This window comes from Pseudoalteromonas sp. P1-7a, assembly GCF_001401855.1.
GTDB lineage: Bacteria > Pseudomonadota > Gammaproteobacteria > Enterobacterales > Alteromonadaceae > Pseudoalteromonas.
Genome location: NZ_LKDU01000021.1, coordinates 59,653 through 80,999 on the forward strand (window position 1 = coordinate 59,653; position 21,347 = coordinate 80,999).

Sequence of the window (21,347 nt, forward strand, 5' to 3'; positions counted from 1 at the left end):
AGTGCAGTTAGCGTCGACGCGGTTATTAACAGTCGCCTGTTAAACGCTCGGCTAGTGCACTGGAGGGTTGGGAGTAATGGCTATTACTGGGCGTTTAGCTCGGCAATGGCTCTTAATCTCATGGCTATTTTGTTTCGTACTGTTTTAACGCCTGCGTGTTTATGTAGCTCTGCGGCTTTAGCTAAGTAGCCATCGGCCTGTTGCAAGCGCTGTACGTCGCCGACATGCGATGGCGAAACATCGCCGTTTTTGCTACGCAGTAACGCAAGGCCTGCAAACTTGTAGTACTTAGCGGTAACTTGCTCAGGTAATTTCCAAGTGCTTGCAACGCAGCTAAACACTTGGCCAAAATACGGCTCAATGCTGTTGCCTTTTTCAGCTTGGGTGTCTGCCCAATCAAAAACAGTGTCGGCAATAAAACCAGGCCACTTGCGGCGTATGCTGTTAGCCATGGGCTGGTTAAGCTCAATGGCTCTAAAGCCAAACTCAAGGCCACGTCTGAGATTGCCAACGTCAAACAGCCACACAGTGCAATACGCGAAAATCGGGTTATCTTCATTTTGCTTTCCTTCTTTTGCTAAATAGTCATCAACTATGGGTAACCACTTTGGCAATAACACATCACGTTTGTGGGCTATTTTGTCGGCGCGGGTTACATAGCTTTTTAAGCGTTTTAAGTCGTCTTCTAATTCAATGAGCTGTAAGTGCAGGCTTGGGGCGTATTGCCCTGAGCCTGTTACGCTTACTTTTTCGAGCTGTTTTTTGGCTCGGTTTTTTTCTTTGAATTGGAGGAGTTTTGCGCCGCCGACGGCTTTTTTAGCTCTTCAACCGTATCGGCCAAGGCGCTATTAGCGGCGTTAATGTCGTCGGCTTGGTAAGCTAAATCACTAGCTGCATCGCTGGCTTTATCTGCGGCGCTTTCAATTTCGCCTGCAGCATTGCTTGCGCTGTCTATGCTGGTGTTAAGTTCGTCGGTTGCATCTTCAACGTTTGAAACATCAACCTGTTCTTTTTCGCTATCAACATGCAGAGTTGGCAGATCATCTTCACAAAAAAACTTAATATTTTGGTCAACGTATTCTTGCGCTGTTTCAATCGCTTTTGATTCGTCGCAACCTAACAACTGCGCGAGTAATTTAAGCGCGGTGTTTTGTGGGGTAATGGTGATTTGCGCATTACCCGTTGTTGCTTTGGTTTCGCCTTTAGCTTTTGAAGCAAGTCGGCGTTTTTTAAAATTAGCAATGGCACTCATAGCACTTACCTTTTAATAATTGGATAACAGCTAGGCGGTTAGGCCTAGCAATTAATGATTAAGCTGGGTTAGGGCCAATGTTCATGGCGCTTTCGTCAACGGCTGCGTACGCTTCAAACTCTTCGAGTGCGTAGCCTTCGTTACGCCAGTAAGAGTTTTCGTATTGCTTGCGGTCTTCTTCGTCTTTTGCTTTGCGGTGCGCTGTGCCTTTTTGCGTGTAAATATGCAAGTTGCTTAAAATGGTTACTGCAATGCGTTTACCTGGGAAGAACGGCGGCGTATATGCACGCATACCACCAATGTTTTTATCCATTTGCTGTGCGGCTACTTTTTCGCTTGGCTTGTCGGCTTGGTTCATCATATGCGTTTGCGCAGTGGCCGTAAGGTCGTTACCAACCAATACAACTAGGCGTGGGTCGTTACGTAATGATGGGTGAATAAGCGTATTTTTAAGCTCGGTAACAATAGCGTCTAACGTTTTGTAATCGCCTGCGCCATCTGGGTCAAAGTAAATAGGATCAGTCATGATTTGATCAGCCGCTTTTTCTTTAACGATTTGATGCCAGCCTTTGTTTACGTCTTCACCATTTGGGTTGGCAATTGGGTCTGATGTTGCGGCAGCTGATACACCATTAAAGCCAACGCGCAGCATGTCGAGTGCAAAACGTAGCGTGGCGTTTTGGTTAATGAGTTTCATAAACTCGTTTAAGTTACCGGCATTGGCCCATGTAGATAACAGCGCCCATGTTGTTGCTGAGCACGAATCGGTTTCGGTTAATTCATAACCATGACCATCAACACCTTGCTCAGATGTAAAACGACCACCGGCTTTACGGCCTGTTGCAATGCCGTAATTGCCTACTTTTACAACTTGACCTTTAATTTGGTCTACTTGCATGGTGGTGATCATGCGTAAAAATTCGACCGACTCTAAAAGCGCGGCGCGCAGTTTTGTTTCCATTGGGTCTGAAATGGCAAACTTGTGTGATGCGTCTTCTACACCAAATGATTTTGCTACTTGCACCGAGTATGTTTTTAAAAACCCAGCGGCTGTTTGATTTAAGTGCATGCGTTATCTCGCTCTGTTATGCATTAATAAAAGTAAACGTGGTTAAGCGTTTGGTTAAACCAGGTCTACGGTTTCGCCGCCTACTGGGTCTGGCTCTTGGCCGCCTTGCTCTTGGCTAAGGGCATTAAATTTGTTTTCGATGCCGTCTACCTTTTTACTAAAGCCGTCCATTTTTTCCATTAACTGGCTAAATTGCTCAGCGGTTACGCCTGCTGCGGGTGTATCACCACCTTCTGGCTCATCTTCTGGCTCTTCAACTGGCAGGGTTTCTTCGCCTTCAGGCTTGCTGAATTTAGTTTCAAGGTCAGTCACCTTGGCTTCTATTCCTTCAAACTTGCCCATTAGGGCGTCAAACTGTTCTTGTTTCATGGTGTCTTCCTCGGTGATTTCATCTTGCTGATCGGCTGGCTGCTGATCACTAGAAAATAAGCTAAATATTTGCGCCATTAAGCTTTGCGCTTTGGCGTGTTTGCTATTTTGGGCAGTTGGTTCGCTATTGGTGGTAATAAAGTCACTGTGTTGTAGCGTTTCGAGTTGGCTATATTCGTGATCAGCTTCATTATCACCAATAGAGAATTTTAAGCGGCTGGTGCCAGAACTGGCTGGCGAGTCGGTAACGGCAAGGCCTTGTAAATAACAACGCCCTTCGCTTTTGTAATCGGGGTTAGGCTCAATCGACATAAACAGCTTTTGGCCGTCTTTATTGGCAGCAAGCAGGTAGTCGTTAGCGGTAATTTTTACAAACAGGCGTAATTTACCACCTTGTTTAGCGGCTTTTACTTCGTCAACAGTGCCCCAGTTTTTACCTTCGCTTGGGCCCCAACTTGAACGAAAATGCTCAGGCCAAATAAGCGCGGTGTATTCATCAACCGAATAAGATGCAGCCATTTGAGTGATCCACTCTTTTGAAATGGTTCGCCCGTCTACTGTTGCACCTTCTGTTGCTGCAATTACCCAACCTGATTGCTTTGCCATTACTTGCTTACCGCGTTACTTAATATTTAAACGCAGCATAGCCATAAAAAAAGGCTGAATACATTGGTTAGCTTTTTGGTAATTCCTAGATTGAGGTTTTAGGAAACATGAGGTTTTTTATGCGGTTATAAGCTTATTGTAAACCAATACACTGTGCTCAGTTATCAATTATATGAGCACTTATATTAAGCAATGGCTTATTCATCTGAAATACGCGAAGCAGCAAAACGGCTTTATTTGCGCCACCATACCCCCGACGAAATACGCGCGGAACTGGGGCTACCAAATAACCGTGTTATTTACTATTGGGCCGATAAATACAATTGGCGCGATATGCTGCGCGAGGAAGACGTAGACGAAGCTATTGCGCGGCGCATTTTAATACTTACCGATGTAAGCGATAAAACAGGCAACCAAATAAAAGAGCTCGACATGCTAATAGAAAAGCATGTGAAGCTTAAAAAGCAACGCGCCCAGCAAGAAAAAGCAGCGCAGGCAGAGCAACCCCACGGCACAAACCAACCCAGTAATAAAAACAATAATCGCGGTGGTACCGACAGCAAAAAAAGCAAAGGCCGTAAGCGTAAAAATGATGTTAGTCATTTAACCGCTGAGGATTTTGGCACCTGGTACGACTCGTTATTTGGGTACCAAAAAACGATGCACGAAAATTTGCATCAGCGTATTCGTAATATTTTAAAAAGCCGCCAAATTGGGGCAACGTATTATTTTGCAGGTGAAGCGTTTAAAGATGCGGTATTAAGTGGCGACCCGCAAATATTCCTCTCAGCTAGTCGTGCACAGGCTGAAGTATTTCGCAGTTATATTATTGCCATTGCGCAAGAATTTTTTGAAATAGAGCTAACCGGAAACCCCATTACATTGCACACCGCCCATGGCGATGCCGAACTACGGTTTTTAAGTACCAATAGCAAAACCGCGCAAAGTTACCACGGCCATGTTTATGTAGATGAATACTTTTGGATTGGTAAGTTTAACGAGCTAAACAAATTAGCCAGTGCCATGGCCACACACAAAAAGTGGCGTAAAACGTATTTTTCGACCCCATCGACTAAAGCGCACCCTGCTTATACATTTTGGACGGGTGATCACTGGCGACAAGGCCGCGCTGAACGCGAAGAAATTGAGTTCCCTACCTTTGTAGAATTACGCGATAACGGCAGGCTGTGCCCCGATAAACAATGGCGCTTTGTAGTTACCATTGAAGATGCACTTCGCGGTGGCTGTGAGTTGTTCGACATTGACGAGCTGCGCGACGAATACAACGCTGATGATTTTAATAACCTGTTCATGTGCATTTTTGTGGACGATGCCGACAGTATATTTAAATTCAGCGACCTTGAAAAAGCCATGGTGGATGCCACCCGCTGGCAAGATCACAAACCCAATGCCGCACAACCATTTGGTAACCGTGAGGTATGGCTGGGTTACGACCCATCACGCACCCGCGATAACGCCGCTTTAGTGGTGGTTGCCCCACCTGAAAAAGCCGGTGAAAAATTTAGAATACTTGAAAAACACTATTGGCGCGGTATGAACTTTGCGCACCATGTGAGTGAAATTCAAAAAATTTATGCCAAATACCGCGTTACTTATATTGGTGTAGATACCACGGGCATTGGTGCGGGAGTGTTTGACTCAATAAGCACGCTGTACCCACGTGAAGCCACCGCCATACATTACAGCGTAGGCAGTAAAACCCGCTTAGTACTTAAAATGATAGACCTGATTGAAGGTGGCCGACTTGAATGGGATGCATCCCATAAAGATATTGCTATGAGCTGCCTTTCAATACGCCGCACCAGTACCGACTCGGGCGGCGCCATAACCTTTAAAGCCAGCCGCGATAACACCATAGGCCATGCAGACGTATTTTTTGCTATTAGCCACGCTGTTATTAACGAACCCCTTAACCATGCACATAAGAGAAAATCACGATGGACCATGCAGAATTAGACCAAAACGCTGAGCAGTTAACCCAGCAACCAGACGATCAGCAAGGTAAGCAAAATGCGCCCGTTGTGTTTGGCTTACCTGAGCAAGTAATGCCCGACATGTGGCTAACCGATTACGACTCGCTATTTTATAACGATACCGACCAGTATTGGGAACCGCCAGTAGACCGCCATCTATTAGCCAACCTTACACGCCGTAATGCCCAGCACGGCGGCATTGTACAAAGCCGTGCAAACATGGCCGCGAGCCGTTTTATTAGTGGTGGTATGAGTGCGCAGCAAGTACAAGCGGGCTTTTTAAACCTGGTGCAATTTGGTGATGTGGCACTACTTAAAATACGTAATGGCTTTGGGCAAATTGTAAGGTTGTTTCCGCTGCCTAGTTACCGTACTCGTGTTGGGGGTAATGGTGGCGCTGTGGTGCTTGAGCGAAATAGCCAAGTTAAAAAATATAAAAAGCGCGACATTATTTGGGTTCGCCAGTATGACCCCGTGCAGCAAGTGTATGGTTTGGCCGATTACTTAGGCGGTTTACAGGCTACGTTATTAAACGAAGATGCGACTTTATTCCGCCGTAAATACTTTTTAAACGGCGCGCACATGGGTTTTATTATGTACGCGACTGATCCTAACTTAGACCCAGACATTGAAGACGACATAAAAGAAAAAATTCAAGACAGTAAAGGCGTGGGTAACTTCCGCTCGTTATTTGTAAACATACCCAATGGTAAAGAAAAAGGCTTACAAATAATCCCTGTAGGTAATTTTGAAAGTAAAGACGAGTTTATGAACGTTAAAAACGTATCGGCGCAAGACATACTTAACGCTCACCGTTTCCCACCAGGCTTAGCGGGTATTATTCCGGCAAACAATGCAGGCCTAGGCGACCCGACTAAATACGACGCCATGTATTTTAAAAACGAGACTAAACCGTTAATTAAATTAATGAGCGATGAAGTAGCAAGGGATCCTGAAATTGGCAGTAAGTTGCAGCTAAATTTTGATTTAGAGCCGAGTGCTTAGAGCTAGCTCAGTGTTTAATTTCAATCATGTTGGAAAAGCTAACTAATTAGCTTTTCCTAATTTTTTATAAAGATAAATCTAAGGGTATAAGTTTATTATTTTTATAAAGTTTGAACTCAGTAAATCCAAACTTTTGAGCTTCTTCAGTAAAATCTCTCTTAGAATCCCTTTTAGTACCGCGCCCACCTCTAACAACTGAGAAGTCATGGTGCTTACCTGTAATTACCTCAGCAACGTAAGACAGCACATCTTCTGTGTAGGTAATATCGAATGTATCCGGCATCTTTTCTAAATTTATTAGAGTTGAACCCTGAACTCCAAAGCATACATATTTAGCTTCGTACATAACTGATCCTTATATATTTGATACATGACGATAAATAACTTCTTCACCCATAGCAATAAATAGTTTTAATGATTTTAGTACATAGCTAAATGCTTATTTGTTATGAACAAAATCACTGTATATAATAACAGTGTATTTTATTAACGATTGGTGGTTATTATGGCGCGGGTTACTTGTCCAAATTGCGAAGCTAAAGCAACAATTACTTCACGCGAAAAGCAAAGCGCCCATGTAGTTAATTTATATTGCTCGTGTACTAACACCAAAGAGTGCGGTGCTACGTTCCGTATTACTCAATCGTTTGATCACTTCTTAAATCCTCCTTGTAAAACCACTGCACAATTAGCTGCATCCCTTATTAAAAACCTACCGCGTGAAGAGCAATTAGAACTTATTGGCCTTTAGTCCTTACTTTATTTAAGGCATGAAAAAACCCACAAATGTGGGTTTACAAATTCATATACCTGATCGATAAATATATAAAAGTGTCGAAATAATAGATACACCATACGTATAAGGGATAAAAATATTAAAAAACTTTTCTAATTTATGATTTGCAGCCCTTTTTGAGACCTCATTCATTAGTAAGTCAATCGATTCCTCGATTTTTTCTATCTCAGATTTAAAGTTTCTCGTTATTAACTCTTTGTCATGGTTTATGTTGTGAACTAATTGAATTTCTTTTTGAAGGGCACCTATTGATTTGTTGATTTCTCTCTCTAAGCTAAATATTTTAGTACCCCAATCTAACCCATTTTTAGCAGAATTAGCAAAATCTGATATATTTACACTTAGTTCTGCTTTAGCTTGGCCGCATAATCCTTCAAAATTTTGGTTTACAGCATTTTCTACTTGCTTCAAAATTTCCTGCTGTCGACTATAACACTCTAAATCAGCACGAATCTCGCTGGCCTCAGTTAATTCAATATCTCGTACTATTTCTAAAAATGCCTTATGATATTTTGCAAATATTTCTTCGTATTGAGCGGGCTGTACTGGGACGTAATCCTTCAAATTTGGCAATCTAATTACTTGGCTTTTTATGCTATCTTTGTCAAAACTTTCAAATGAAAACGCTTTAATATCTTCTTTTACTCTAAATATAAAATGCACCAGAGTATATGCTATAGAAAAAAACATAAATACTAGTACATTATTTATTGGGATTGAAACATCTTCACTAAATTTCATCCCAAAAATACTGGTTAAACTTTTACCTTTTAAATAAATAAAGATTAAGCATATTGTAGAAAAATACATTATTTGTGAGCGAACCTTCGCCGTTTCATCACTAATTAGTTTATGTTTTTCCGTCATTATATAATAATGATTTTCTTGACTTTTATCCATCTAACGGCTTCCTTGTTTAATTTACCTAGATAAATCATATAGATTATTTATTTTTTATTCTATAGATAACTCAAGCCATTAAATCTAGGGCCCACCAATCGTTATCGCTGATTGCTGATGCGCTGCCTTGTTTTACTAAAGTAACTAAGTCCCAATCACCAATAGTGACTAAGCCTTTTTGTGAGTGGGTATTATTTGGTGTGTTGCGCCCGTCAAGCTGCGCGTATTTATAAGCAAGCTCTACATACTCGCGGGCTTGTTGCCAATGGGCTTCAGTTATGTGCCAACTACCTGCTTTTTGTGAATATGTTTTAGCCAATGACTCAATAGCTAAACGCTGATCATGCTTTATTTGCTCATCAACATTTAAAACTTGAAGTTGGCCGTCTCGTATTAGATATATTTGGCCGTTTCGGCTGATCCTTTTTCCGCTATTTAGATCCTTTATTACTTCATCAACGTCATTTTTTGAGGTACCCATCATATCGAGTAACAACTCAGCCCTAGACCCTGCGGCTATAGGCGTACAGTTATTACCACTAGTCCAAGATAGGTCGGCTGCGCCGACGTTGGTGCTATCCTTAGCTGCGAGTTTTTCTGCTGTACCCTTGAGTTGTCTGGTCCATTCTACTAGGCGAGTTTTAAGGCTTGTTTGGGTAATTACGTTATGTACGTTTTCAAGTGTGCGTTTAAGCACCGCTTTATAATCGGTGTTCGTAAGTACGCCTTTTATGCGGCGCACTACTTCGGCATAGTCGTTACCTTGTTGGGTAACTTCATACATTGATTTGAAGTTAGCCGCACGGCCTATACACATACCGCCTTGAAGTTTTACGTAGTCTTTCCAGTTAGCGGTATCTGCAGCGTGGCGAATAGGCTCTATAGTTTCATCATTAATCGCGCTACGCATACGGCGTAATTCACGATACACGGTAACGCTTGGCGAACCCTGAAATTGAAACTGGCGAATGTTCCATGTGCTAGCCCAGGCTAAAACGGGGTTGGCTTGCTCTTGTAGGTTTTCACCTGTTTCGGCATCTTCATGGTCGCTTAATTGGTAGCCATCAATATTTTTACTGATGTATTTAGCAATGTAGCTGGCAGCACTGCCCTTGCTTTTATCCATTTTTATGGCGTCAAAGCGGGGGCTAAAAGTACGATAAAATTTACTAGGCGCTTTGGCTTTTTTACCTTGGCTTTTTTTAAGGCCCCACTCGCGACGCTTTTGTTTGTAAGTTTTAAAAAGCTCACTTTTTTTAGTGCCTGCACGGTAGCTTACGCATTTTTCGACGGTTTTAATGTGCGTGCCGTGGGTGTTTATATCTACCCATTCATTTGCTACTTTTGCGCGGGTTTGCACAGGGCCGTAATAATCGTAAAGCTCTGCTTTGTCTTCTTGAATAAAGTACCAACGCAAAATAGCGTTCACTTCTTGTAGTTTATTTTTAGGCATAAACAACATCATGTGCCAATGCGGGCAACCGTCGGCATGTGGCTCAACTACGCGCACACCAAAGTATTTAAGGCCACGGCGGTTTAACTTAGAACGGGCACGCGCCCATGTTTGGGTTAGGTAATTTTGTGCATCTTTTGGCGTTTCGCCATTCCATTTACTTGAGTTTGCATGAAAACGTGACGGGCACGTAATTGTGTAAAACACACCCACATAGCCCATTTCGTCGGCTAGCTCTTCGGTTTCGCGTATGCGTAGCATTAACTCGTTACGGCGGTTGGCAGGATTTGCCATACCGCTTTTTACTGCTTCTATTAAACTTATTACGTCGCCGTCGCTGCTTTGCAGTTCCATCATTTCTAGGAACTGGCGGCCACTGGCTTGGGCAAAGTTAAATTCACGCTGTGCTTGTTTGGACGAGTAAGGGCTAATGCCACGGCGTTTAAACTTTTTGCTTTTTTTATCGTGGTATAAATCTTTGCCTACTTGGCCTGTGGCAATTTCGAGTAACTCTAAAAACTGGCGGCGAATAGTTTTTAATTGGCGAGCCCACCACCTATCACACTGCATTTTTAGCAGTGCAATTTCGTAACACTCGGTTGGCAGGTTGTCATCGCGCATGGCGTAAAATGGTACATTAGCGCCTACAGCTTTGGCATGAGTTGCTATTGCATCGTAGGTTAACGATATTATTTTTTCGTACGGTAGGTGTTGGTTTTCTTCGCTTACATCAAGCGTTATTTGCACGCACTCCATAGCGAGTGTGCCTGCGTGTTTTTTGGTTTTTTCAATACTACTTAAAATATGCCATGGCAATGGCATATTTTGAGTAATACTAAACAGTACGCCAAAGCGCGGCTTTAAACGGGCAATGGTACGGCGTAACCATGTATTAGCACGGTATTGGCTACCCGCTTTTTTTTGGTTGTAGCGGTCTATGTATTTACGGGCCATACGACTTTGTAAAGGGACTGGCACATTTTGCAGGCCACGCGCTAAAAAGTTGCGGTCGTCAATATCGCTAATAGATGAAATTAAACCCTTAGCTATACTAGATAGTCTAAGGGCTTGTAGGTCTATCGCTTGCGGATTAGCCACCGTTTAAAGCTCTACTTCCATTGGTTCGCCGCCAGTTTGTACTGCATTTAATGCAATGCTCATTAGGCTGTATGCTCGTTCAAAATTAACGTCGTCGTCAGCAATCATTTTTACGATTGGCAGTAAATCGGTGAGCGTGTCTTCGCATTGTATTAGCATGTGTACGGTGCTGCGTTTGTTTAAAAGGCGGATTGTAAAATTGGCTTGCTCAATAGCGTGTTCAACAATATTGAGTATTAACTGTTTTTTAGACGGATCTTGGTCTTTGATAGAGTTCATTTTAGTAGTCCTTTGGGTTTAAAACGGGATGTCGTTTAATTCGTTGGGTAGGTGTATTTGATGAAAAACTTCTACATTTTTTACGTTGTGATGATCTTGAATCATGTATTCCTTATATGAATAGCTAAACCAAGCATCTGCACGCTCAGCCTCTTCTATTGTTTGCGAGTTAATGCAATCAAACCGCGCTGATATTTCAGGCGCATATTTTTCAAGCACTTCTTCTGCCAACTGACGCGTAACAGAAAGCATATTTCTAATGCTCGGTGATTTTTCACAATCAATTAAATGCCTAAGAGCTGCCTTTGCTTTTGGGTGTAGTTTCATTTTCAGCAGTTCCCAGCGTTAAATTACGAAAAGCTCAGGAGCTAGCTCGTATCCTTTGCAAAATACAAAGTGGGCGTATTCGGTTGAATCTGTTTTACTTGGCTTTTGTGGGTCAAAGCCTGGGCGTTTGCTATGCACATAAACCGCAGCTAATGGCAGCTTTTGCCACATAGGTTTGCGCTTTTGGCTACCTAACCAATTAAGGCGTTGCAGCATGATCACTAAACCGCCATTAGGAACCATTTCAAGCGCATGTTCTGTAAATTCTTGCGCTACGTTAAAAGGTGGGTTAGTGATAATAATTTGATAAGCAGGCGTATAAGTCGGGTCAATACTTAAAAAGTCACGGCCTTTAAATTTTGCGCGTGAATCTTGGCGAATATCCCAGCTATCAACTGTAAAACCGTGCTTTTCTAATACGGTTGGGTAACTCATCGGGTATTGTTCACAGCCGCCTGCGCTTGGGTCTAACATTAACGGGTATGCTTGTTCGTCAAAATTAAAGCGGCAGTTTTCGCTAAACGCTGCTAAAAAATCTTCAATTAACCAATGCGGTGTTACGTAGTAGTCATCTGCATTGCGCTGGGTTCCGCGATTAGTTGAGCTCATGATCAATCCTTAGTGCGAACTAACAGTTAGGTGGGAATAGCTGGTTTTTGCAGACTCAGCAGGCGCATTTTGCAAAAACTTAGCCGGTGCCATGGCGTTGGCATCAACAAATGCTTTAACCAGTTCTTGTAACTGCAAAATAGCTTTGTGAATTTTAAGACGGGTATCGGCGTTAAAATTGGCAAAGCCTTTTTCAAGGTCATGACGTTTTAGGCCTGCAGCAAAACACACTATTGTTCGCTCTTGCTCGCTTAACACTTTGGTGTATACGTACTCTGGTGTGTGGCGTTCGCTACCCATTAGCGCTTTTATTTCAGCTAAGCCTTTTGGTATGTGGCGCCCTTCTACAGCTTTTAATGGCGCTGGTTTTACGTTATTGATGTGTTTAACTAATGCATTTGCCATGGTTATACTCCTTGTGCTTGTTGCTGCGGTTTAGATAAAGCTTGCGCTTTTAACCAGTACACGGCTTTTTGTATGGTTTGGTTTTCGTTGCCGTGGCAGTAAATAGGTAATGGCAACTCGCCAACAAAGGCTTGTAAGCACGGTTCAAATTCAACTGATTTACAATTAACGGCTTCTTTAGTGCTTATTTGGCACTTAAGTAAATACTCAGCCTTAGTAGCTAAGTTAGGTAATGCGTTATACGTGTTTTGGTCAAATACTTGATATGTGCTCATTGTTTGCTCCTAGTTATTAACGCTTTGCCATTCTTTTTGGGCTGCGTCGTAACGGGCCTGTAAATACGCACCTAGGTCGTTTACGTTTACCATTGTGGGTGCACGTTCTGAGTCGCGAATTTTAAATGTGGGTATAGGTAACTGTGCTGCCTTTGCTTTTTGTTCGGCTGTTTTAAACTTAAGGCCTAAATATTCCTCACAAATGTCTTTAAGCGGCACCGCTGGGGTGTTGTATATCGCTAAAAGTGCAAAGGTCATGTTCATGCGGCTGCGCCTTCACCTAATTTTTGTGCTTTAATTTGCTCGCCATATTCAGCAAAAAAATGATTACTGTTCATTGAGCGCCATAAGTTTATGTCTGACTCAAGCCAAACAGCACTGCGGTGCGACACACGATGTGACTTAGGGAACATGCCTTTATTCATTAGGTGGTACATATGCGAGAGTGAAATACCGCACATTTCTAGCACTTGCTTACGCTTTAAGAACTTTTCATCTGGGCCAACTACTTCACCCTGTAAGTTTTTTCTGTATTTTTCAGCATCCATAATTAGCCTCTATCTTTATTTGTTTGGTTCCTAAACTGACTATAATTGTGCTAATCTTCGTTGTTAGGGTATTTAATTAAACCCAAACACTAAAGAAGAACACTAAAAGAATCATTTGGTACACTATTGTATCCGAGCTAAATACTAGGATCTTATAAGAACTATGTCAAACACTATTGGGCTTAAAATTAAAACTATTCGTGAATCACTTCACCTGAGCCAAGCTAAATTCTGTGAATTACTTGATATAGGGCTTAGCGGATACAAAAAATATGAGGCTGGAATTTCTGAGCCTGGTGCTGGTAATTTAGAAAAAATTGCTAAGCATCCAAAAACAAAAATGTATTTTATGTGGTTATTTACTGGTGAAACTAACCCTGCTGCTGGGCAAATTGCGCCAGGTGACTCTATGAGTGACCTGGGTTTATTAAATGAAGAAGAGTTTGAAAAGCAATTTATTGATACTTCAATTAAATCGCTAATGATGTTCTTTCATCTTGATTGGTTTAGGGTAAACCCAGATAAAAAGATTGATATTAACGACTGCGGTAAATTGTTGCTAAAAGACTTAAAGCCTGTGATTGACGCCCGCGCAAGCAAACCCGCCAATAGCCAAAAAACAGCATAAGAAGATTTACATGGACGAAAAATTCGATTGGAAAGTTTATGCCCCCTATTTTTTAGGGGTTTCTTTTGCGCTTTTACTTTTATTTGTGTGGTACCTAAGTGCTCTTGCTGTTGAAGAATCTATAGTACCAGTATCTATTAGACTACTTTTTACTGGCCTATTTGGTCTTTTCACTGCTTTAGTTGCTGCTGCCCTTGGTTACTTATTTAACAGCCGTCTCAATGATAAAAAAGCAGAGCAAGACCGACAGCTAGATGCAGAAAAAAAAGAAAAAAAACTGATAATAGCTTTACAGTCAAATATCTTTCTATTAAGCGCCAAGTTGCATCAATTAAGAACTTTTTATAATGATAAAATGGGCAGATTTGAAAGCCAACCCGAAGACCAAAGAGCCCATTTGCTACCATCATTTTTGCCTAATGTAGAAATTGAGCCATTTAATTTAATAAGTTTAATACCTCTTCAAAGAGAATTAGGCGGGGATTTATTAAATTTATCTATCTTTGATGAACGATACTTACTTTCACTGCAGCATTTGAATGATAGGTCTAAGTTACATTATGAAGAAATACAGCCAATATATGAACAATGGTCTAACAAAAATAAATCCGCAAAACTACACGATTTTTACTCTATTTACTTCCCAAAAGCCCATAAAAAATTACATATGGAACTAATTAACGCAACAAATAATTGCTATGAAATCCTCCAAATAACTATTGATAGTTTTGAGAGGATGCAAAGTAAGTTATTAATTCTTGCACATGAGACTTATCCAAAAGAAGATTTTTTTGATTTAACACAATTTAATAAAAACCCCTGAACCATCGATTTATGGTAACAGATTATAGACAAGCCCGTATTTAGCGGGCTTTTTAGTGGTTATATTTTACAGGTAATTAAGAGCCGATACTCAAAACGGCAGCAATGGCCAACAAAATAATACCAAATACGACTGCGGACTTTTGAGTTATGTCTTTATATATTTTGCCTTTTGATTCAGCCTTTTCTCTGTTTGTGTTATTTATTTTTGTTAAGCACTGGCGGGAAGAAAAGCCCAGCGGCAAACATACAAATTACGCCTGATATACGATCGCCTAAATCAAAATACATTATTACCGATATAAGTGATAATCCCCCTAGTACCCACGCTCCAACCTTGATCATATTTATTCCTTTTATTTTCCATGATATGTATAGGTATATACATTAATTTATCGTTCATGTTTTAACAAGGCGCGACTTTTTAATGGGCATTAAAAAACCCGCTCTAGCGGGTTATTTAACAAGTTTGAATACTGGCCGTTCTTGTGGGGATGGTAAGTCGGTAGGCTTTTTAAGTGCTTGGTTTCTAAAAATAGTGGCGCGTTTGTGTACCACATTCATTGATTCTATTTTATCCCAGTTATCTGGGCGCTCTATTGTGGCGCCTAAATCCATAACTATTGAATACGCTACACCGTAATCGTCCTGGTGGGCTGCTGTTCCCTCTGGCATGTAGTGTTTAATTTTATGTTTAAGCGCGGTTTCTATGCCTGTTGTGTTTTGGCCGCGTACTATAGCAACGCCAGTTATACATAACGCCATGGTTAAACAGATAAACATTACTATAAGTAACGGCATTTAAATTCCCTCTTTGGTAAGTAGGCCAGTAAATTTTTTAGCTGGGTATATAGCAACAACGCCTAACGATAATAAGTTGAGCGCCATAACGCTAAAGCTGTAAGCGGGTGACAGTATGCTGCTATCTAGCAGGCCACGCATGATAAATTGTATTAGCTGCACAACCGATTGAGCTAATGCAAGGTATAAACAAAGCCGCGCAGTTGTTGAGAACGTGCAACCTCTAATGTTATGCATAAAGAATAACGCCATAACAAATGCCATTGAGCAACTAAACATGGTGAAGTAAAAAAACTGCCTAAGTGCTAGCTTGCTCATTTCTATTGTAATTATGTATTGAGCTAAGTTTGAACTTACAAAGTGAAATACCATTACTGTAAGTGCAGCAATAAAGCATGAATGCATTGTGTGATCATCAATTGATTTTAAATTACTTTTACCACCAAAAAATAACGCTAAGCGGTGCTTGTTAAGCGTTACTAGTAAATAAAGAATAATAAGTACTTCTAGCGCTCTTATTGTCCAGTCTGTAGCAGTTATAAAATCAATCATGTGTTTTCCTTGGTGGTGTAATTAACCAGCAATAATGCTGGTTAATAATTTTTTCTGGCTTAGTTTAATTTTGGTGGCTCTACCCCACCGCCACCGCCGCCATTGTCTTGAGTATCTTCACCACCACTTACCTGCGCTGATAAAAGTACTGATTTTCCGTTTACGTGTTGCTTGTTCATAACTTAATCCTTTTTTGTTAAAAGAGCTCTGTTTGGGAGTCAATTTCATTGTAATGATAAATTTTATAATAGCAACTCAACATACTGTATATAAAAACAGTTGAAACTTCCGAACAACCTGATTTTTAACAATTTAATACTCGACATTTTCACCTTTTTTCAATACCAAAAACACCTGTTTTTTACTCATTTTTTTAACTTGTATGTTACTTATTTTAGAGGTAGCAATACGTTACAACTTTTGTTAAATACACATAGTTTTGTCTTTCTTCATCCGAACACTTTTTTAAACTGGCTAAAATAGGGCTAAAATAGGGCTAAAATTAATTTAAATTATTTTTTATTAAGGGGTTTATTTGGTGATTATTTCTAATGTAGATGTGGGGCCTGGCATAAAGGAGTTAGAAAAAAGTTTAGATAGTAGCTTTTTAAGTGATTCAACTTTTGTTGGCCGTGCCAGTGGCAGGAGCATGGAAGGTGTAGGAATATTTGATGGCGACATTCTTATAATAGAACGCGCAGCCACAATAAAACACGGTGATGTAATTGTTGCAGTTTTGAACGGGCTTTTTGTTTGCAAAATAGCTGATTTGAAAAACAACCAGTTACTATCCGCGAACCCTGATCACCCGCCAATTAAAGTAACAGAGCATGATGAATATAACGTTGAAGGTGTTGTTGGCCAGTCGATAAGAATGCATAGAACGAGTAATTTATTGGGGTAGGTTTATTAAATATAAAAACCCGCTAAGTACGGGCTTCTTTATATTAAAGGCCTTTTTTAATTTCGCCTTTTACATAGTATTTAAATGCTGTTCTCTGCATATTTTCCCACGTATCAAACTCTGTATTTTTACCTATGTAACTATCCCATTCATCATCAGGTATTGCTTTAAAGTCTTCTGCTGTTTCAACAGTGAAAGAGCTACTATTCAATAGTTCCTCAAAATTTTTATATTTAGAATGGTTAGATATGAAAGTGTCATTCATTAACTCATCTAGTGCTATAGATTTTTTATTACCTAACTCTTCTAAATTTTTAGATAGTTTTTTCAATCCACTGAAATCTTTTTTTATCGTCATTATTAATAGTCCCTTTAAATTTAAGTAAAAACATAGTTTAGTTCGGAAAGTAGTTTGAGCAAATTTTACTTATAAAAAAGCCCGCTAGTTAGCGGGCTATTTTATTTAATTTTACTTTTTATATAATTCGCCAAGGCCATAAATAATTCACTTGCGGGTCCGGCAAGCGCTACATTTGGGTTATCTTCATTTTGTTGGCGGTTATGAAATGAGAACTTAACAATTGTCAGTAATAAAGTTAAGCCAGTGCCAAGTATAAATGCAACTAAGGTTATGATTGATCCTGAGTAAAGCATTTTATTACCCATACTTTCTACTACCTGTTTATCGCTAGTTTTAATTTTCTCGTCTGATTTTAAAGCTGGTTTATGATTTTTGGTTACCTTGGTTAATTCCACTTTTTCCAAAGGCTTATTACTTACCTCTACCATAGTAGTTCGATGCTCTAAAATACTATCTAATGATTTTTTAGAAAGGCAAAGCCCCGTAACTAAAAAGCAAACAGCTAGAGCTATGGCAACTGCAAAACAAAAGATTTTAAACCCCAAGTAAACTTGTTCTTCTATTACATTGAATTTTATTATCTTAGAGTTTTGCTCGCTGTTTATATTTACAGCTTGATTACTTACGCCACTATTTTTATCGCCGGCTATATCAAAGCCGTCATTTTTATTTTCGCCTGACATAAAAAAGCCCTTAAATTAAAGGGCTAGATTATATTAATAATTTGTTTGGCTCAACTTTATAAAGTTAAGTATCCTAAATTCTTCAGCCGATAATACATAGCAGCTTCTGATACTTGGAACATTTCAGCAAGCTGCTTAATATTACTGATACCTTTGACAAATAACATCGTTTTAATTGCATCAAGCGGCATTAGCAATTGTGCAGCAAAGTTGTTAGCTTCACGCTCTTGCCAAATTGATGAGTTCGAATTGAACGTATTAGAATCATCTCGAAAACATGGGTTTTGCGGATTAACATGATTGAGGACATGATGTCCAAGTTCATGCGCTAGAGTAAAGCGCTTGCGATTAGAACTTTCTGTACTATTGCAGTATATAACCCTTTGCCCTTGATTATTAATTTCAGCTAGGCCACTTAAACCTATGTAATCAGGATTGAAAGGGTTGATAGAGTCAACTTTAATGCTCAGTTTTCCTGCAATATCTTCGATATTTACAGGTAGACGCCAGTCCCAATTGGCATCAAGTATATTCTTGACTGCTGGCAATTCCATAATAAACCTCACGACAAAAACAGCCGTAATTGGCTGTTAACTAATAAATAAGACTACTGGTATTAAGAATAGTTGCATAAATAAGGTAAGCAACTTAAATGTTGTATAGTTAAGTAAACTTAATGTGTGTAAAGTAACTGAAGTTAAGTACCCAGTCAATTTATTATGATACAAACTGTGTTATATCGGGACCCCTTAAAACTAAAAAGGTGACCCTATAGTCACCCTTACATGCTAAGAACCCTTTAAATACCTACTTATCAGTCCAATCAAGCATGGGGGCAACTGAAAAGCGCCTGTTTAACGTAGGGTTATATGATGTGCGTTTTTGCAATGTAAAAGCCTCGGGGATTATAAGTAAATGCGCCCATAAAAAGGCGCTGTATTCTACACAAAAGCCTAATTAGCATCAATGTTAGCTGTATATTTGTAAACCAAAATAATGCGCAATACCATTGAGTATATTTGTCACAGCCACTGAGCTTAAAATTAACCCCATGATTCTACTTATAATGCTTGCGCCACTGTCGCCGATTAACTTATGCACGTGATTTGCGAGTAACAAAAGTACAAGTACAACAACAAGTACAGCCAGCATCATCGACGATGTAGTAACTTGCTCAACCCACGTATATTCTTCGTTGCGCGTCATCAGTACAGCGCCTAGCATAGCACCAGGACTAGCTATAGAGGGAATTGCTAACGGAAAAATAGCGGTTTCTGTGCTGTCACGTACACTTTTAATTTCAGACTCGGGCTTACTTTCGCCAAAAATCATTGAAAGCGCAAAAATAAGCAATACAATGCCACCGGCTATTTGAAACGCCGAGAGCGGTATTTCAATTGCATTTAACAGTTGCTCGCCAGCTATAACAAAAAACAGTAAAACCACTGCAGATACGCCTACCGCTTTGAAAACAACTTTTCGTTTAAACTTTTCATCCTCCCCGCGTGTCACAGCAATAAATACAGGCACTGTACCTATCGGGTCTATCACCGCAAAAAAGAAAATAAATATAGCTATTAATTCATGCATTAATGGGCTTCCTAGATAAAAAGTGTTTAATAAAAACGCTGCAAGTACAACACAGTATGTTAGTATATCACGGTAGCGTAAGGATAAGAGAATGATGAATATAGAATCACTCGTAAGTAAAGCAAAACAAGTTTGTGACAACCGCGGCGCGCGTTTTACGCCAATCCGCGAAAAAGTTTTTCGTTTGTTAGCCAGCGCGCAAGGTGGCGTAGGTGCATACGATTTACTCGAGCAATTAAAAATGACAGAGTCAGGCGCAAAACCTGCAACGATTTATCGTGCACTAGACTTTTTATCAGAGCTGGGGTTTATTCACAAAATAGAAAGCACCAATGCATTTATGCTTTGTCATCACTTTGATCATATTCATCCTGTGCAGCTATTAATTTGTGACACTTGTGGTTTTGTAAAAGAGCTGCACTCTACCGTTATTTCTCACGAACTGAACAACTTAGCAGCAGAAAGCGGTTTTGTTGTATCAGGACAAACTATTGAAGCACATGGTAAGTGTGAGTCTTGTAGAAGCTAAACCCAAAGTTTGTTTTAAAGCTATACTCATATACAGATAGCCACTTTAGCACCAATTTTAAGAGTACCTAACATGAATGTTGAGTTCATTAATCCATTTTTATCTTCTTTGATCAATGTGTTATCTACAATGGCACAAACCGAGTTAAAACCAGGTAAACCGCGTATCAAAACAGACGAAGTCGCCTGTGGAGATGTTTCAGGTTTAATTGGCATGGTGGGCGCGCAAACACGTGGCTCATTTTCAATTACCTTTGATGAAAACTTAGCCCTAACCATTATGGAACGCATGCTTGGTGAGCGCCCTGACGGTATTGATGATGAAGTAACTGATATGGTTGGGGAAATTACTAATATGGTAACTGGCGGCGCTAAAAATTTACTCGGCGAAAAAGGCTATGATTTCGATATGGCAACTCCGATTGTTGTCGCTGGTAAAGGCCACATCATCACACATAAAAGTAAAGGCAAAAAAATAATTATGCCATTTAGCTGCGATGCGGGTGATGCGAATATAGAAGTTAGCTTTGATAAATTATGAGCTGGCAACAAACTCAAATAACCTTAAAACCGCGCGCCCGAGGATTTCATCTAATTGACGATGAAATTCTTGCCCAATTAAATGAGCTTACTAACTATAAAGTAGGCCTATTGCATTTATTTATTCAACACACCTCGGCAAGTTTAACCATAAACGAAAACGCCGATCCAACAGTGCGCATGGATATGGAAAGCCACTTCAACCATTTTGTACCTGAGCGCCAGTCTTATTACCGCCATGATTACGAAGGCGACGATGACATGCCAGCCCATATAAAAACCAGCACGCTAGGGTGCGAGCTAAGTATCCCTATCAGCAACGGACGTTTAGCGCTAGGTACATGGCAAGGTATTTACTTAGGCGAGCATCGTGACGCTGGCGGTGCAAGACGTATTATAGCGACCTTGCAAGGCGAAACCTTTTAACCTTGTATTGACCTCCCCTCCCTTACTTTTACCCGCGTCACTTCGCATTATTTAAAATTCTTTATACCGCGCGGCGGCATGTTGCCACGCATATTTAATGGCTTCATAGGACCTTACGTAAAACAACTAAGCTATTTTTAGGTAAAAAGTATATCTATAGCTAGGCTAAAATTTGCTATTTAGTCGTTCTCGGCAATTGTTCCTGCATTGCTCTACCTTCTGCATCCATGCAGCCGTAAATGAGGTCTTTTTAACTTTGGTAGTGGCACGTTTAGCACCGCAAAATGATTAAGTATTATTGCTCATTGTCATTCTTTAATTATTTTTTGTACTGCTAGATTAAAAGCTCAATGCAATATAACCATTATGAATAAATTGCGTAGGTAAGATAAAAATATTGTTTTAAGACGTTTTTGTTTTAGTGGGGTATTTAGAGAGATTGGAGCGGCACACGAGGCTCGAACTCGTGACCTCGACCTTGGCAAGGTCGCGCTCTACCAACTGAGCTAGTGCCGCTTTATAGTTAG

General features: G+C 40.3%; 30 protein-coding genes and 1 tRNA gene. 9 read left to right on the plus strand and 22 right to left on the minus strand.

Going from position 1 to position 21,347, the window contains the following annotated elements; genetic code table 11:
- Positions 1-83: 83 nt before the first annotated feature.
- The 4 genes from gpM to AN389_RS13330 are packed head-to-tail and all read right to left on the minus strand — an operon-like array spanning position 84 to position 3,296.
- The gene (gene gpM / locus AN389_RS20190) at positions 84-710 is read right to left on the minus strand and encodes a phage terminase small subunit (RefSeq protein WP_327077938.1); all 627 of its coding nucleotides are present in this window, start codon (positions 708-710) and stop codon (positions 84-86) included.
- Positions 711-742: 32 nt separating this feature from the next.
- Positions 743-1,252, minus strand: coding sequence for a hypothetical protein (locus AN389_RS13320; RefSeq protein ID WP_055020006.1), 510 nt, complete (start codon positions 1,250-1,252; stop codon positions 743-745).
- Positions 1,253-1,310: 58 nt separating this feature from the next.
- Positions 1,311-2,321, minus strand: a complete 1,011-nt coding sequence (locus tag AN389_RS13325) for a phage major capsid protein, P2 family (RefSeq protein WP_055020007.1) — start codon at positions 2,319-2,321, stop codon at positions 1,311-1,313.
- A gap of 54 nt (positions 2,322-2,375) precedes the next feature.
- The gene (locus tag AN389_RS13330) at positions 2,376-3,296 is read right to left on the minus strand and encodes a GPO family capsid scaffolding protein (RefSeq protein WP_055020008.1); all 921 of its coding nucleotides are present in this window, start codon (positions 3,294-3,296) and stop codon (positions 2,376-2,378) included.
- 192 nt (positions 3,297-3,488) lie between these two features.
- On the opposite strand from AN389_RS13330, the gene AN389_RS13335 reads away from it, so the two are divergent.
- Positions 3,489-5,273 (plus strand): terminase large subunit domain-containing protein, encoded by a 1,785-nt coding sequence (locus tag AN389_RS13335; protein ID WP_055020009.1) that lies wholly within the window; start codon positions 3,489-3,491, stop codon positions 5,271-5,273.
- The gene (locus AN389_RS13340; RefSeq protein ID WP_055020010.1) at positions 5,255-6,295 is read left to right on the plus strand and encodes a phage portal protein; all 1,041 of its coding nucleotides are present in this window, start codon (positions 5,255-5,257) and stop codon (positions 6,293-6,295) included. Before AN389_RS13335 ends, AN389_RS13340 begins: the two co-directional genes overlap by 19 nt.
- A 64-nt stretch (positions 6,296-6,359) precedes the next feature.
- Here AN389_RS13340 and AN389_RS13345 read toward each other — a convergent pair whose 3' ends face one another.
- Positions 6,360-6,641, minus strand: coding sequence for a hypothetical protein (locus AN389_RS13345; protein WP_055020011.1), 282 nt, complete (start codon positions 6,639-6,641; stop codon positions 6,360-6,362).
- A 159-nt stretch (positions 6,642-6,800) separates the two neighbouring features.
- Between AN389_RS13345 and AN389_RS13350 the strand changes: the two genes are divergently transcribed.
- On the plus strand, positions 6,801-7,046 hold the full coding sequence (locus AN389_RS13350; protein ID WP_009838248.1) for an ogr/Delta-like zinc finger family protein: 246 nt from the start codon (positions 6,801-6,803) through the stop codon (positions 7,044-7,046).
- Positions 7,047-7,097: 51 nt separating this feature from the next.
- On the opposite strand, the gene AN389_RS13355 is transcribed toward AN389_RS13350, so the two are convergent.
- The 9 genes from AN389_RS13355 to AN389_RS13395 form a co-directional block, all read right to left on the minus strand.
- Entirely contained in the window at positions 7,098-7,991 is an 894-nt protein-coding gene (locus AN389_RS13355; protein ID WP_055020012.1) for a hypothetical protein, read from the minus strand.
- A 70-nt stretch (positions 7,992-8,061) separates the two neighbouring features.
- Positions 8,062-10,542, minus strand: coding sequence for a replication endonuclease (locus AN389_RS13360; protein ID WP_055020013.1), 2,481 nt, complete (start codon positions 10,540-10,542; stop codon positions 8,062-8,064).
- A gap of 3 nt (positions 10,543-10,545) precedes the next feature.
- Complete coding sequence (locus AN389_RS13365) at positions 10,546-10,821, minus strand: hypothetical protein (protein WP_055020014.1); 276 nt, start codon at positions 10,819-10,821, stop codon at positions 10,546-10,548.
- Between the two features lie 18 nt (positions 10,822-10,839).
- Positions 10,840-11,148, minus strand: coding sequence for a hypothetical protein (locus AN389_RS13370; protein ID WP_055020015.1), 309 nt, complete (start codon positions 11,146-11,148; stop codon positions 10,840-10,842).
- 18 nt (positions 11,149-11,166) lie between these two features.
- On the minus strand, positions 11,167-11,757 hold the full coding sequence (locus AN389_RS13375) for a hypothetical protein (RefSeq protein ID WP_055020016.1): 591 nt from the start codon (positions 11,755-11,757) through the stop codon (positions 11,167-11,169).
- Positions 11,758-11,766: 9 nt separating this feature from the next.
- A complete protein-coding gene (locus AN389_RS13380; RefSeq protein ID WP_055020017.1) occupies positions 11,767-12,162 on the minus strand; it encodes a hypothetical protein in 396 nt (131 codons plus the stop codon).
- 2 nt (positions 12,163-12,164) lie between these two features.
- Positions 12,165-12,437 (minus strand): hypothetical protein, encoded by a 273-nt coding sequence (locus tag AN389_RS13385; RefSeq protein WP_055020018.1) that lies wholly within the window; start codon positions 12,435-12,437, stop codon positions 12,165-12,167.
- Between the two features lie 9 nt (positions 12,438-12,446).
- Positions 12,447-12,701 carry a pyocin activator PrtN family protein gene (locus AN389_RS13390; RefSeq protein WP_024608339.1) on the minus strand — a complete coding sequence of 85 codons (255 nt, stop codon included), beginning with the start codon at positions 12,699-12,701 and terminating at the stop codon, positions 12,447-12,449.
- Positions 12,698-12,985, minus strand: coding sequence for an AlpA family transcriptional regulator (locus AN389_RS13395; RefSeq protein WP_055020019.1), 288 nt, complete (start codon positions 12,983-12,985; stop codon positions 12,698-12,700). The genes AN389_RS13390 and AN389_RS13395 overlap by 4 nt, the downstream gene beginning before the upstream one ends.
- 163 nt (positions 12,986-13,148) lie before the next feature.
- Here AN389_RS13395 and AN389_RS13400 point away from each other — a divergent pair, with 163 nt between their 5' ends.
- The gene (locus AN389_RS13400) at positions 13,149-13,613 is read left to right on the plus strand and encodes a helix-turn-helix domain-containing protein (RefSeq protein WP_055020020.1); all 465 of its coding nucleotides are present in this window, start codon (positions 13,149-13,151) and stop codon (positions 13,611-13,613) included.
- A gap of 10 nt (positions 13,614-13,623) precedes the next feature.
- Positions 13,624-14,436 (plus strand): hypothetical protein, encoded by an 813-nt coding sequence (locus AN389_RS13405; RefSeq protein WP_055020021.1) that lies wholly within the window; start codon positions 13,624-13,626, stop codon positions 14,434-14,436.
- 197 nt (positions 14,437-14,633) lie between these two features.
- On the opposite strand, the gene AN389_RS20395 is transcribed toward AN389_RS13405, so the two are convergent.
- The 3 genes from AN389_RS20395 to AN389_RS13415 all read right to left on the minus strand — a co-directional run bounded on the left by AN389_RS20395 (position 14,634) and on the right by AN389_RS13415 (position 15,788).
- Positions 14,634-14,780 carry a hypothetical protein gene (locus AN389_RS20395; protein WP_160318634.1) on the minus strand — a complete coding sequence of 49 codons (147 nt, stop codon included), beginning with the start codon at positions 14,778-14,780 and terminating at the stop codon, positions 14,634-14,636.
- Positions 14,781-14,891: 111 nt separating this feature from the next.
- Positions 14,892-15,236, minus strand: coding sequence for a hypothetical protein (locus AN389_RS13410; protein ID WP_055020022.1), 345 nt, complete (start codon positions 15,234-15,236; stop codon positions 14,892-14,894).
- On the minus strand, positions 15,237-15,788 hold the full coding sequence (locus AN389_RS13415; protein WP_055020023.1) for a hypothetical protein: 552 nt from the start codon (positions 15,786-15,788) through the stop codon (positions 15,237-15,239).
- A gap of 538 nt (positions 15,789-16,326) precedes the next feature.
- Between AN389_RS13415 and AN389_RS13420 the strand changes: the two genes are divergently transcribed.
- Complete coding sequence (locus tag AN389_RS13420; protein ID WP_055020024.1) at positions 16,327-16,692, plus strand: LexA family transcriptional regulator; 366 nt, start codon at positions 16,327-16,329, stop codon at positions 16,690-16,692.
- A gap of 43 nt (positions 16,693-16,735) precedes the next feature.
- On the opposite strand, the gene AN389_RS13425 is transcribed toward AN389_RS13420, so the two are convergent.
- From AN389_RS13425 to AN389_RS13440, 4 genes are all read right to left on the minus strand, one after another.
- Positions 16,736-17,050 carry a hypothetical protein gene (locus tag AN389_RS13425; protein ID WP_055020025.1) on the minus strand — a complete coding sequence of 105 codons (315 nt, stop codon included), beginning with the start codon at positions 17,048-17,050 and terminating at the stop codon, positions 16,736-16,738.
- Between the two features lie 101 nt (positions 17,051-17,151).
- Complete coding sequence (locus tag AN389_RS20595; RefSeq protein WP_024608347.1) at positions 17,152-17,736, minus strand: hypothetical protein; 585 nt, start codon at positions 17,734-17,736, stop codon at positions 17,152-17,154.
- A gap of 56 nt (positions 17,737-17,792) precedes the next feature.
- The gene (locus AN389_RS13435) at positions 17,793-18,290 is read right to left on the minus strand and encodes an ImmA/IrrE family metallo-endopeptidase (RefSeq protein WP_024608348.1); all 498 of its coding nucleotides are present in this window, start codon (positions 18,288-18,290) and stop codon (positions 17,793-17,795) included.
- Between the two features lie 415 nt (positions 18,291-18,705).
- The gene (locus AN389_RS13440) at positions 18,706-19,326 is read right to left on the minus strand and encodes a MarC family protein (protein ID WP_055016393.1); all 621 of its coding nucleotides are present in this window, start codon (positions 19,324-19,326) and stop codon (positions 18,706-18,708) included.
- A 94-nt stretch (positions 19,327-19,420) separates the two neighbouring features.
- On the opposite strand from AN389_RS13440, the gene AN389_RS13445 reads away from it, so the two are divergent.
- The 3 genes from AN389_RS13445 to AN389_RS13455 all read left to right on the plus strand — a co-directional run bounded on the left by AN389_RS13445 (position 19,421) and on the right by AN389_RS13455 (position 20,820).
- Positions 19,421-19,855, plus strand: coding sequence for a transcriptional repressor (locus tag AN389_RS13445; RefSeq protein ID WP_055016425.1), 435 nt, complete (start codon positions 19,421-19,423; stop codon positions 19,853-19,855).
- A gap of 72 nt (positions 19,856-19,927) precedes the next feature.
- A complete protein-coding gene (locus AN389_RS13450; protein WP_055016392.1) occupies positions 19,928-20,395 on the plus strand; it encodes a chemotaxis protein CheX in 468 nt (155 codons plus the stop codon).
- A complete protein-coding gene (locus AN389_RS13455) occupies positions 20,392-20,820 on the plus strand; it encodes a secondary thiamine-phosphate synthase enzyme YjbQ (protein WP_055016391.1) in 429 nt (142 codons plus the stop codon). Before AN389_RS13450 ends, AN389_RS13455 begins: the two co-directional genes overlap by 4 nt.
- Before the next feature lie 440 nt (positions 20,821-21,260).
- Here the strand turns inward: AN389_RS13455 and AN389_RS13460 are convergent.
- Positions 21,261-21,336, minus strand: a tRNA-Gly gene (locus AN389_RS13460).
- Positions 21,337-21,347 lie beyond the last annotated feature (11 nt).